Annotated in this window: 10 protein-coding genes; 6 read left to right on the top strand and 4 right to left on the bottom strand. The window is 72.6% G+C overall.

Annotation, left to right across the window (positions count from 1 at the left end; all coding sequences use genetic code 11):
• On the bottom strand, positions 1-1,179 hold a 1,179-nt coding region (locus NS354_RS09770), incomplete at its 3' end, for a CaiB/BaiF CoA transferase family protein (RefSeq protein ID WP_058594323.1).
• Between the two features lie 165 nt (positions 1,180-1,344).
• Between NS354_RS09770 and NS354_RS09765 the strand changes: the two genes are divergently transcribed.
• A complete protein-coding gene (locus tag NS354_RS09765) occupies positions 1,345-2,955 on the top strand; it encodes a PucR family transcriptional regulator (RefSeq protein WP_058594322.1) in 1,611 nt (536 codons plus the stop codon).
• On the opposite strand, the gene NS354_RS09760 is transcribed toward NS354_RS09765, so the two are convergent.
• The 3 genes from NS354_RS09760 to NS354_RS09750 form a co-directional block, all read right to left on the bottom strand.
• A complete protein-coding gene (locus NS354_RS09760; RefSeq protein ID WP_058594321.1) occupies positions 2,949-3,590 on the bottom strand; it encodes a hypothetical protein in 642 nt (213 codons plus the stop codon). The two genes, NS354_RS09765 and NS354_RS09760, sit on opposite strands and share 7 nt — an antisense overlap.
• A gap of 4 nt (positions 3,591-3,594) precedes the next feature.
• On the bottom strand, positions 3,595-4,134 hold the full coding sequence (locus NS354_RS09755; protein WP_058594320.1) for an amino-acid N-acetyltransferase: 540 nt from the start codon (positions 4,132-4,134) through the stop codon (positions 3,595-3,597).
• A gap of 120 nt (positions 4,135-4,254) precedes the next feature.
• A complete protein-coding gene (locus tag NS354_RS09750) occupies positions 4,255-6,780 on the bottom strand; it encodes an ATP-dependent Clp protease ATP-binding subunit (RefSeq protein WP_058594319.1) in 2,526 nt (841 codons plus the stop codon).
• A 221-nt stretch (positions 6,781-7,001) separates the two neighbouring features.
• Here NS354_RS09750 and NS354_RS09745 point away from each other — a divergent pair, with 221 nt between their 5' ends.
• The 5 genes from NS354_RS09745 to NS354_RS09725 form a co-directional block, all read left to right on the top strand.
• Positions 7,002-7,862 (top strand): MurR/RpiR family transcriptional regulator, encoded by an 861-nt coding sequence (locus NS354_RS09745; protein WP_058594318.1) that lies wholly within the window; start codon positions 7,002-7,004, stop codon positions 7,860-7,862.
• Between the two features lie 152 nt (positions 7,863-8,014).
• Positions 8,015-8,728, top strand: a complete 714-nt coding sequence (locus NS354_RS09740; protein WP_058594317.1) for a tyrosine-protein phosphatase — start codon at positions 8,015-8,017, stop codon at positions 8,726-8,728.
• Positions 8,725-9,540 (top strand): metallophosphoesterase family protein, encoded by an 816-nt coding sequence (locus NS354_RS09735; RefSeq protein ID WP_058594316.1) that lies wholly within the window; start codon positions 8,725-8,727, stop codon positions 9,538-9,540. The genes NS354_RS09740 and NS354_RS09735 overlap by 4 nt, the downstream gene beginning before the upstream one ends.
• Positions 9,530-10,558: an ABC transporter substrate-binding protein gene (locus tag NS354_RS09730; protein ID WP_058594315.1), complete on the top strand. Its 1,029-nt coding sequence runs from the start codon at positions 9,530-9,532 to the stop codon at positions 10,556-10,558. Before NS354_RS09735 ends, NS354_RS09730 begins: the two co-directional genes overlap by 11 nt.
• Positions 10,542-11,528 (top strand): ABC transporter permease (locus NS354_RS09725; protein WP_153002170.1); only part of this gene is annotated, 987 nt, incomplete at its 3' end. The genes NS354_RS09730 and NS354_RS09725, both read left to right, overlap by 17 nt.

Raw genomic sequence — 11,528 nt, 5'->3', positions numbered from 1 at the left:
AGGGGGAACCTCGTAGCGGGCGGGGGTCTCGGACAGCGAGATGGGAGTCGCCACCGAGCGCAGGGCGTGCTCCGCCCCGTCTGCGGCGGTCGCGGTGGTCGTCGCCACGGGGGCGAGGCCGAGCGACTCCGCGAGATCCAGGGCCTGCGCGATCGAGTTGACGCGGCCGGCGGGGATGTTCGCGGCGGTGCAGGCGTCGATCCACTCGGCTGCGGATCGCGTCCCCAGTGCGGTCTCGAGCTCCGCCCGCAGTGCGACGCGGTGCGCCACGCGCTGCGGATTGGTGGCGAAGCGCTCGTCGGCGGCGAGCTCGGGGATGCCGAGTACATCGCAGAGCCGGGCGAACTGGCCGTCGGTGCCGACCGCGAGGGCGATCGACTGATCGGCGGCGGCGAACGTCTCGTACGGGGCGATCGAGGGGTGCGCGTTGCCCATGCGCCCCGGGGCGACGCCGGTCTCGAGCGTCGAAGAGGCCTGGTTCGCGAGCGCGGAGAGCAGCGAGCCGAGCAGGGTCACCTTCACGTGCTGCCCGCGCCCTGCGGTCGGAGAGTCGGCGTCGTCGCGCGCCCGCAGCGCCGCCTGGATGCCGATGACCGCGTTCAGCCCGGTGAGGATGTCGACGAGGGCGACGCCGACCTTGGTGGGCTCTCCCCCGGCCTCGTCCGACCGGCCCGTGATGCTCATGAGACCGCCGACGGCCTGCACGAGCAGGTCGTAGCCCGGGAGGTCTCGCCCCTCGGTGTCGCCGAAGCCCGAGATCGAGCAGAACACCACGCCCGGGTTCTCGGCGGCCACGGCGTCGTAGCCGAGGCCGAACTTCTCCATCGTGCCCGGCTTGAAGTTCTCGATGACGACGTCGGCGGAGTGGGCGAGCTCCCGAGCGCGCGCGAGCCCCTCCGGGTCGCGGAGGTCGCAGACGACGGAGCGCTTGCCGCGGTTGACGCCGGCGAAGTAGGTGCTCTGGCCGACCGCGTTGACGGGCGGGCTCCACTGGCGGGTGCCGTCTCCCTCGGGGCTCTCGATCTTGATGACGTCGGCGCCGAGGTCGGCGAGGATCATCGTGGCGTGCGGCCCGGCGAGCACCCGCGAGAAGTCGGCGACTCGGATGCCGTGGAGGGCGCCCATCGGCGCGCCTCCGCTCTGCGGTCGGTCGTGCTGCGGCTGCCCGGTGCCCGTCATCGATGCGCTCCTCTTCGTTGCTGGTGGTGCCGTCGGCGGTCAGGCGTCGGCGTGCGATTCGAGCCGACTGCGCCGTTCGCTGCCGCCAGTGTATGCCGAACCGCACCTGCACCCCGTGTCGGGTGTGCATACCGCGCTCGTTCGCGCCTGTGCAAGAATCGCACCATGGTCGCCTTCTCGCAGCTCCTCGCCGTTCCGCATCTACGACTGCGCCTCGTGCAGTCGGGCGCGGGCGATCCCGCGATCACATGGGTGTCGAACACGGAGCTGCTCGACCTCGGCTCCTACCTCGAGGGGGGCGAGATCGTGCTGACGACGGGGCTCGCCCTCGCGCCCGACGACCGACGCTGGCGCGACTTCGTCGCCGGCCTGAACCGAGCCCGCGTCGCCGCGATCGGCTTCGGCGTCGGCGTCAATCACGAGCGGATCCCGCAGCCGCTCGTGCAGGCTGCGAGTGCGTACCGGGTGGCGCTGTTCGAGGTCCCGCTGCCCACCCCCTTCATCGCCGTGAGCAAAGCCGTCGCCGAGCTGCTGCGCGCGGACGAGCTCGGCGCCGCCCGCGGGGCGCTGCGGGCGCACCAGCGCCTCCTGGAGGGCGCCCGCGGCGATCAGCAGCCCGCCGAGGTGCTCGCGAGCCTCGCGCAGGCGACGGGCAAGCACCTCGCGCTCCTCGGCTCCGACGGCGGTGCGCTCGCGGCGACGGCGGGCTTCGCCGCGGCGGCCCGCTCCGCCGGTACCGCCGACACCGCCGGCACCGCCGAGGCGGAGGTCATCGACCTCGACGCGGGCGGGCGCTTCCGGCTCGCGGTGGCGGGAGACTCGCCGCTCTCACCGGAGGGCCGCTCGATCGTGGCTGCGGGTGCGATGGTGCTCGGCCTCGCACTCGGTGAGAATCACGCCGAGAATGCGCGCGAGCGGGAGCGGTGGGAGCGGCTGACGGCGGCGCTCCTCGCGCACCGCGCCGACGCGCACGGCATCGGGATCCTCGCCCCCGGCCTCGCCGCCCCGGAGCGGGTGCGCGTGCTCGCGCTGCAGGGCACTGCTGAGGATGTCGCCGCGTGGCGGCGCAAGCCGCGCTCCGGCCTCGATCGCCTCGTCGCACCGAACGAGTCGCCGGCGCCCGCTGCCGGGCTGGAGCGCGCCTGGCAGATCGTCGCCGACACCCCCGGCTCGCTGGACGCCGCGCTCGCGGCGGCTGCGGCCGCGAACCTCGACGCGGTCGTCGGCCGCCCGTCGTCGCTCGGCGACGCCCCGCACAGCCGCAGGTCGGCCGCGAGCAGGCTGCGTGCGCTCTCTCCCACCGCGCCGCTCTACACGGCGCCACGCGTGCCGGCCGTGGTCTGGGCGGACCGGGACACCCCCATCCTCGAGGCGCTGCTCGAGCTCGAGGGAGCGGCTCCGGAGCGGCTCGGAGCCCGAGCCGCGGACGCCCCGGGCTCCCCGGGCGGCCCGGGCGACGGTGCACGGATGTCGCGTCGCGTGCTCGGCCCGCTCTCGGAGCACTCCGATGCGCGCGGCGGCCCGGTCGAGAGCGCCGAGGATCGCGCGATGCTGCGGGAGACGCTGCGCGCGCTCTTCATCGCGAACGGGCAGCGCGGCCCCGCGGCCGCCGCACTCGGCATCCACCGCAACACGCTCCGCGACCGGGTGGCGCGCATCGAGCGCGCCACCTCGCGATCCGTCAACGACCCCGACGACCGCGCCGAGCTCTGGCTCGCGCTGCGGATCGAAGACGCCGAGACGCCGGGCGACGCGGACCGCGCGGGCCGTCAGTAGAGGAGGAACTGCGCGGTACCCGTGCCCTGCACCCCGGCGGCCGTCGTGCGGAGGTGGTAGGAGGCGCCGTCCGCGCTCACGGGGTCGCGGCTGATGTCGCAGGTCTCCGGGCTGGACCGGGTGCGATCCCACGCGATCGACTCCGTGGTGAGCGGTGCTCCCGGTTCCAGGATCACGGCGAGGTGCTCCGGGTTCTCCTGGCAGTCGGCGGAGCGCCACACCTCGTCGTCGCCGCTCGCGATGACGAACTGCAGATTCGCACTTCCGAGGTCGGCCGAGCAGGGATCCTCGCCGGTGTTCTCGACGCTCAGGGAGAGCTGCGGCTGCTCCCCCGCGGCGTAGTCGCCCTTGTCGGTCGCGGGGGTCACGGTGAGCTGACCCGCCGCGCACGCGGCGACGTCGTCGCTCTCACCCGCTGCTCCGCCCTCCTCGTCGGCTCCCGGCGACGGGGACTCCACGAGGTCCTCGGGCACCTCCACCTGGCTCGCGTCGGCGACGCCGCCGCTCGAGCCGGGCCGCACGATGATGAGCACGACGACCGCGACGACGGCGAGGAGGGCGAGCAGCACGATCAGGCGACGGCGCAGGTACACCTTGCGGTCCTTCGGCCCGACCGGATCCTTCAGCGTCGACATGGCGTCAGCGTATCCGCTCCGGCTCCGAAAGGTGCTTCAGCATGCGCGTGTTGCCCAGGGTGTTGGGCTTCACCCGGGCGAGGTCGAGGAACTCGGCCACGCCCTCGTCGCTCGAGCGCAGCAGCTCGGCGTACACCTCGGCTGCGACCAGCTCGGTGTCTTCGCTCATCTGCTCGAAGCCGTGCTTGCCGAAGAACTCGGTCTCGAAGGTGAGGCAGAACAGCTGCTGCAGGCCGAGCGCCCGGGCCCGCTCCTCGAGCGCGGTGAGCAGGCGATGCCCCACACCACGGCCCAGCCACGCCTCGGAGACGCCCAGCGTGCGCACCTCGCCGAGCCGCTCCCACATCACGTGCACCGCCCCGTAGCCGATGACGGCGTCGTCGCCGTCGACCGCGACCAGGAACTCCGGCACGGCGGCGTACAGGTCGACGAGGTCTTTGCCGAGCAGAATGCGTCGCGCGACGAGGGGCTCCATCAGGGCGACCATCTGCGGCACGTCTCCCGTGCGCGCGCTGCGGATGCGGATCTCGGGTGCGGCGCTCATCGTTCCAGTCTATGCCCGGCCGCCCGGCGGGGTCGGTGTTCCATGCCCTCGGGAGCTCACTGGGCCGTCGCAACGACGACGGGCCCGCTGCCGGAGCAGCGGGCCCGTCGGGGTGCGGAGTTACTCGGTGATGCCGGGCGTCGCCGCCGTCGAGGCGACCGCCGCGGCCGCGGACGCCGAGGCGGCGCTCGGGTCGCGATCGGCTCGCGGCTCCGTCGCGAAGGTGAACTCGCCGTCGACGAAGTCGACCTTCACCAGATCGCCGGCGAGCAGCTCGGCGCTCAGGATGCGCTCCGACAGGCGATCCTCGATCTCCCGCTGCATCGCGCGACGCAGGGGGCGCGCGCCGAGCGTGGGGTCGTAGCCCACCTCGGCGAGGCGCTCGCGCGCCGCCGTCGAGATCTCGATGTGCATGTCGCGATCGAGCAGGCGATCCTTCAGCTGCTTGACGAACAGGTCGACGATCTGCAGCAGCTCCGGCTTGGTGAGCTGCGGGAACACGATCGTGTCGTCGACGCGGTTCAGGAACTCGGGCTTGAAGTGCTTCTTGAGCTCCTCGTTCACCTTGCCCTTCATCATGTCGTAGCCGACCGACGAGTCGCCCTCGATCTGGAAGCCCACGGGGCCTCCGGCGATCGCGCTCGACCCCAGGTTCGTCGTCATGATGATGACGGTGTTCTTGAAGTCGATCACGCGGCCCTGCCCGTCGGTGAGACGGCCCTCTTCGAGGATCTGCAGCAGCGAGTTGAAGATGTCGGGGTGCGCCTTCTCGATCTCGTCGAAGAGCACCACGGAGAACGGCTTGCGCCGCACCTTCTCGGTGAGCTGGCCGCCCTCCTCGAATCCGACGAACCCGGGAGGGGCGCCGAAGAGGCGGGAGACGGTGTGCTTCTCGCCGTACTCCGACATGTCGAGCGAGATCAGCGCGTCCTCGTCGTCGAACAGGAACTCGGCGAGCGCCTTCGCGAGCTCCGTCTTGCCGACGCCGGTGGGTCCGGCGAAGATGAACGAGCCCGAGGGGCGCTTCGGATCCTTGAGGCCCGCGCGCTGACGACGGATCGTCTTCGCGAGCGCCGAGATCGCCTCGTTCTGGCCGATGACGCGCTGGTGCAGGGCCTCCTCCATGAAGCGGAGTCGCGAGGTCTCCTCCTCGGTCAGCTTGAACACCGGGATGCCGGTCGCCTGCGCCAGCACCTCGGCGATCAGGCCCTCATCGACCTCCGCCTGCGTCGCGACGTTGCCCGAGCGCCACTGCTTCTCGAGGCGCAGCCGCTCCGCGATCAGCTTCTTCTCCTCGTCGCGCTTGTTCGCGGCCGCCTCGAAGTCCTGGCCCTCGATCGCCTGCTCCTTCTCGGCGCGGACGACGGCGATCTTCTCGTCGAACTCGCGCAGCTCGGGCGGGCTCGACAGGATCGACAGTCGCAGGCGGGCGCCGGCCTCGTCGATCAGATCGATCGCCTTGTCGGGCAGGAAGCGATCCTGCACGTAGCGATCGGCGAGGTTCACCGCGGCGACGATGGCGCCGTCGGTGATCGAGACCTTGTGGTGCGCCTCGTAGCGGTCGCGCAGGCCCTTGAGGATGTTGATCGAGTGCGGCAGCGAGGGCTCGGCGACCTGGATCGACTGGAAGCGCCGCTCCAGCGCCGCGTCCTTCTCGAAGTGCTTGCGGTACTCGTCGAGCGTGGTCGCGCCGATGGTCTGGAGCTCGCCGCGCGCGAGCATCGGCTTCAGAATGTTGGCGGCGTCGATCGCGCCCTCGGCGGCTCCGGCACCCACGAGCGTGTGGATCTCGTCGATGAAGATGATGATGTCGCCGCGGTTGCGGATCTCCTTGGTGACCTTCTTGAGGCGCTCCTCGAAGTCGCCGCGGTAGCGGCTGCCCGCGATCATGGAGCCGAGGTCGAGCACGTAGACCTGCTTGTCCTTCAGCGTCTCGGGCACCTCGCCCTTGATGATCGCCTGGGCGAGCCCCTCGACCACGGCGGTCTTGCCGACGCCGGGCTCGCCGATCAGCACGGGGTTGTTCTTGGAGCGGCGCGAGAGGATCTGCATGACCCGCTCGACCTCCTTCTCGCGCCCAATGACGGGGTCGAGCTTGCCCTCGCGCGCTGCCTGCGTGAGGTTGCGGCCGAACTGGTCGAGCACCTGCGAGCCCTTCGACTCGCCGCCCGACTCCGGCGCACCCACGGTGGCGCTCTCCTTGCCGGCCTGGTAGCCGGAGAGCAGCTGGATCACGGTCTGGCGCACGCGGTTGAGGTCGGCGCCGAGCTTGACGAGCACCTGCGCGGCGACGCCCTCGCCCTCGCGGATGAGCCCGAGCAGGATGTGCTCGGTGCCGATGTAGTTGTGGCCGAGCTGCAGCGCCTCGCGCAGGCTCAGCTCGAGCACCTTCTTGGCGCGCGGCGTGAACGGGATGTGCCCCGCCGGCGGCTGCTGCCCGGTCCCGATGATGTCGGTGACCTGCGCGCGCACGGCGTCGAGCGAGATCTCGAGCTGTTCGAGCGCCTTCGCTGCGACGCCCTCGCCCTCGTGGATCAGGCCCAGCAGAATGTGCTCGGTGCCGATGTAATTGTGGTTGAGCATCTTCGCCTCTTCCTGGGCGAGCACCACAACCCGGCGAGCACGATCGGTGAATCTCTCGAACATCTCCTACCTCCTTACGACGCCTGTTGCACGGGTGAGGCGCCGCCGATGGAAACAGGCTACGGGGTGATGCCGGATCGCGGGGCCGTGTTCGCCGCAGGCGTGACGGGCGGTCACCCGCGAGCTGGTGCCGCGACGGGTACGAGCGGTCGTGGCGAGCAGCCGACTCGCGCAGTCCACCGGGGCGACACCCGGCGTTCACCCGAGCCGCCTACCGTGAACGCATGCCGCCGACCCCGCCCGCTCCCGCGACCCCCGCGTCGGCGCTCGCACTCATCCGCGCATTCGCCGCGTCCCTCGGTGCGCGCGAGGGGGCGGTCGCCCGCGTCATCCTCGAGCGCCCCGCAGAGGTGCCGCAGTGGTCGACGCAGGAGCTCGCCGCGGCGGCCGGCACATCGACGGCCACCGTGATCCGCGCCTGCCAGCGCCTCGGGTTCCGCGGCTTCCAGCACCTGCGCCTCGAACTCGCACGCGAGGCGCCGGCGCCGCTCGACGAGCAGCCGACACCGGGAGACACCGTCGACCACGTGTTCGAGAGCGCCCGGGCCGCCCTGCTCGTGGGGCGCTCCTCGGTCGACCGCGGAGCGCTCGCCGATGCTGCCGCACTGCTCGCGGCGGCGTCGCGCGTCGTCTGCGCCGCCAACGGGTTCTCGGCCCCGCCGCTCCAGGACGCGGCGATGCGCCTGGCGACCGTGGGGCGGCCGGTCGAAGCCCCCCTCGACATCCTCGCGCAGCAGTTCGCCGCGCACAGCCTCACGGCGGAGGACGTCTGCTTCGCGCTCAGCCATTCCGGCGCCAACGCGCACACGCTCGCGACCGTGCGCGCTGCGCGCAGACGGGGAGCACGGGTGGTCTCGCTCTGCAGTTACGACCGCGGGCCGCTCGCCGATCTCTCCGACGTCGCCCTCTCCACCGGCGCCGTGGGCGCCCCGCACGCCGTCGACCCCTTCTTCAGCCGTCTCGGCCACTCCGTGCTGCTGCAGGCCCTCGTCACGGAGGTCGCGGCCCTCCGCTCGAGCTCCGGCGCCGACGCCGAGGACATGCGCGAAGTGGTCGTCGACGCCCTCGCCGAAGCGCAGCCCTGAACGCTGCCGACCCCGGGTTCTCGATCCTTCCCCCGCTCGACAGCCGCGCGCCTCCCCGCGTTCACCGGCGCGACACCCGGCCCCGAGATGCTGCTCGTGTAATCGCATTTCACGCCCGGTGAAACGGGCCCCGCAGGCAGGAGAACGCAGCAGTGCACGTCATCACCCTCGAGGGCAGCTACAACGCGCGGGGCATCGGGAGCGGGCGCAGGCCGTGGCTCGTGCGCTCGGCCGGCCTCGACGCGCTCACCCCCGGCGGCGAGCGCGCGCTGCGCGGCGCCGGCGTCGATCTCGTCATCGACCTGCGGGAGGGCTCGGAGCACGCCCGGCGCACGCACGCGATCCCGGTCCGCTCGGTGCCGCTCTACGGCGAGGCCCCGCCCGCTTCGGGGAGTCTCGAGACGGTCTACGCCGGCCTGGTGCGCGATCGGGGCGCCCGACTCGCCGCCGCCGTCATCGCCATCGCCGAGCACCCCGGCACCGCCGTCGTGCACTGCACGGCGGGCAAGGACCGCACGGGGCTCGTCGTGGCCCTCGCCCGGCTCGCCGCCGGCGACGCCCGCGCAGACGTCGTCGCCGACTACGCCGCATCGGGGGCGGCGGTGCGCCCCGCGCGGCAGGCGATCGCGGCGGCCCAGCTCTCCGGCCTCGGGCTGACCGACGCGGCGCGCGCCGCATCGGAGCGCCTGCACCTCGACAGCCCCGCGGAGGCCCTCGAAGCCGCGCTCGACATCGTCGACGAGCTCGGCGGCGCGGCGCACTACCTCCGCTCGCACGGCGCCGGCGACGCCCACCTCGCGGCCCTCGCAGCCCTCGCGGAGCGGGCCGGCGGCCGCACCGCGACCGTCTCGGAGCCGGTCGTATGAGCCGCGACACCGGCCGGTTCACGGTACTCCACGCGAGCGACCTCCACGCGACTGAGAGCGGCCTGCTCTACGACGCGGTCGACGGGGTCGGCCGCCTGGAGCGGGTCGGCGAGTACGCGCTCGCGACCGGCATCACCCCCGAGGCGGTCGTCGTGACCGGAGACCTCATCGAGCGCGGCAACCCCGGCGCGTACGCGGCCGTCGCGGCGGCGTGCGAGCGCCTGCAGGATCGCCTCGGCGCCCCCGTGCTCACGGTGCTCGGCAATCACGACGATCCGCGCGCCGCACGTGCGCTTCCCGGGCACGTCGCCGGCCACACCGCCGCGCACCGCATCGACGGCTTCCGGGTGCTGCGCCTCGATTCGCACACCGGCAGCATCGACGCCGAGCAGCTCGACTGGCTCCGCCGCGAACTCGGCCGGCCGTCGGAGCGCGGCACGATCGTCGCCCTCCACCACGCCCCGCTCGGCTCGCCCCTGCCGACGCTCCGGCGCCAGGGGCTGCGCAACGCCGACGCCCTGCTCGGGGTGCTCGACGGCTCGGACGTGCGGGCGATCCTCGCCGGCCACTTCCACCACAGCCTCACGGCCTCGGTGCACGGGATCCCGGTGTTCGTCGGGCCGTCGCTCGCCTACCACCAGGTGATGAACGCCGGCCCCGACGCGGTGGCCGGCCACGACTCCCCCATGTTCTCCCTCGTGCAGTTCACCGCCGAGGGCGTCAGCGCGTCGACCGTCGCGCTCCACTCCCCCGAACCCCTCTTCACCCAACCCATCGCCCGCACCGCACAGAAAGCGACCCATGTCTCGTAATCGCTCCACCGGCGTCATCGCCGCCTTCGCCCTCTCGGCCCTCGCACTCACCGGCTGCGCCGCCTCGGCAGACGCCGCGGACACCGGCGCCACCGGCGCTGCGGAGGCGTCGACCATCACCCTGTACACCTCCGAGCCGCAGGAGAAGATCGACGCGATCGTCGCAGCGTTCGGCGAGCAGCACCCCGAGATCACGGTCGACGTCTTCCGCGCCGGCACCGGAGACCTCACCGCCCGCATCGCGGCCGAGGAGAAGGCGGGCGACATCGGCGCCGATCTGCTGCTGGCCGCAGACGCAGGCACGTTCGAGGACTACGCCGAGCGGGACCTGCTGCTCGAGTACGCCTCCCCCGAGGCGGAGTCGATCAACCAGGATCTCGTCGACCCCGAGCACTTCTACGTCGGCACGCGCCTCCTGCCGACCGTGATCGCCGTCAACACGACCGCGATCGACGATGCGCCGACCTCGTGGCAGGATCTCACCGACCCCGCGTACGCCGGCAAGATCGCGATGCCGAACCCCGACGTCTCGGGAGCCGCAGCGTACAACGCGGCGGTGTGGCTCGACGAGGACGCGCTCGGCATGGCGTGGCTCGAGGGCCTCGCCGCGAACGAGCCGCTCATCGCCGAGAGCAACGGGCCGGTCTCGCAGGCTGTGGCCGAGGGCAGCAGCCCCGTCGGCATCGTGGTCGACTCCCTCGTGCGCGACCTCGCCGCTGCAGGATCCCCCATCGAGGCCGTGTACCCGGAGGAGGGCGTGCCGTTCGTGTCGCAGCCGGTCGGCATCTTCGCCGACACCGAGGAGGCCGAGGCGTCGCAGCTCTTCGTCGACTTCCTCATCAGCCGGGAGGGGCAGGAGATCGCCGCCTCGCAGTCGTACCTGCCGATCCGCGACGACGTCGAGAGCCCCGAGGGCGCGCCTGCGATCGGCGACATCACGCTGCTGAACCCCGACCTCGAGACCATCCGGGCTTCGCAGGCCGACGCCGTCGAGACGTTCAATGGCCTCTTCCAGTAGCTCCCTCGCGCGGCCGCTCGCGGGCCCGACCGGCTTCGGCCGGGCCCGCGGGGGTCGCGCCGGTCGCGCGGGCCGCCCCGCAGCACGGCCCCTCGCGCGACTCGACGGGCTCGACGCGGTGCGGGTCGCCCTGTGGTGCGCGGTCGCCGCGCTCGTGCTCGTGCCGATCGCCGCGATCCTGGCGCTGGCCGCGACCGGCGGCGGCTGGTCGGCGCTCGGCGATCCCGACGTGCTCGAAGCCGCCCGCAACTCCCTCGTCTCCGCCGCGCTCTCCGCAGTGCTCGCCGTGGTGATCGGCACTGCGCTCGCCCTGCTGCTCGAGCGCACCGACCTGCCGGGCCGCCGCGCGCTCCGCATGCTCGCCCTCAGCCCCATGCTCATGCCGCCGTTCGTCGGTGCGATCGCGTGGCTCAGCCTCCTCGGCCCGTCGTCGGACGTCAACACGTTCTGGTCGCAGCGCTTCGGCGCGCCCCTCTGGAACCTGTACGGCGGCGACGGCGTCGTCTTCCTCCTCACCCTCCACAGCTACCCGATCGCGATGATGATCGTCACGGCGGCGCTCCGCCGCGTGCCCGCAGACCTCGAGCAGGCGGCCCGCATCGCCGGCTCGTCGGCGCCGCGCGCGCTCTGGGAGGTCACCACCCCGCTGCTGCGCCCCGCCATGCTCTCCTCGCTCACCCTCATCGCCGTGTCGAACCTCGCCGACTTCGGCATCCCCTCGATCATCGGGCTCCCCGAGCGCTACGTCACCCTCTCCACGCTCGTCTACCGCTACCTCCAGTCGGGCACGGTCGACGACCCGCTGGCCGTGGTCTCGGCCATCGGCTTCGTGCTGCTCGTCATCGCGCTGCTCGGCGTCGTCGTCGACCTCATGCGCGCACGCACCCGGGTCGAGCTCGACGCCCAGGCCGGTTCACCGGCGCTGCTCCCCCTCGGACGCGCACGCGCCGCCGTCGGGGTGCTGACGGCG

Origin of the sequence: Leucobacter chromiiresistens (assembly GCF_001477055.1) — a bacterium.
GTDB classification, from domain to species: Bacteria; Actinomycetota; Actinomycetes; order Actinomycetales; family Microbacteriaceae; genus Leucobacter; species Leucobacter chromiiresistens_A.
Note: the sequence above shows the minus strand (reverse complement) of the source record. Positions and strands in the feature narration are given on the sequence as shown.

Coding starts and splice junctions, on each gene's coding strand:
- NS354_RS09735 (WP_058594316.1), top strand. CDS start 8,725: ATGAGCCGCGACACCGGCCGGTTCACGGTACTCCACGCGAGCGACCTC.
- NS354_RS09760 (WP_058594321.1), bottom strand. CDS start 3,590: ATGTCGACGCTGAAGGATCCGGTCGGGCCGAAGGACCGCAAGGTGTAC.
- NS354_RS09765 (WP_058594322.1), top strand. CDS start 1,345: ATGGTCGCCTTCTCGCAGCTCCTCGCCGTTCCGCATCTACGACTGCGC.
- NS354_RS09745 (WP_058594318.1), top strand. CDS start 7,002: ATGCCGCCGACCCCGCCCGCTCCCGCGACCCCCGCGTCGGCGCTCGCA.
- NS354_RS09730 (WP_058594315.1), top strand. CDS start 9,530: ATGTCTCGTAATCGCTCCACCGGCGTCATCGCCGCCTTCGCCCTCTCG.
- NS354_RS09755 (WP_058594320.1), bottom strand. CDS start 4,134: ATGAGCGCCGCACCCGAGATCCGCATCCGCAGCGCGCGCACGGGAGAC.
- NS354_RS09750 (WP_058594319.1), bottom strand. CDS start 6,780: ATGTTCGAGAGATTCACCGATCGTGCTCGCCGGGTTGTGGTGCTCGCC.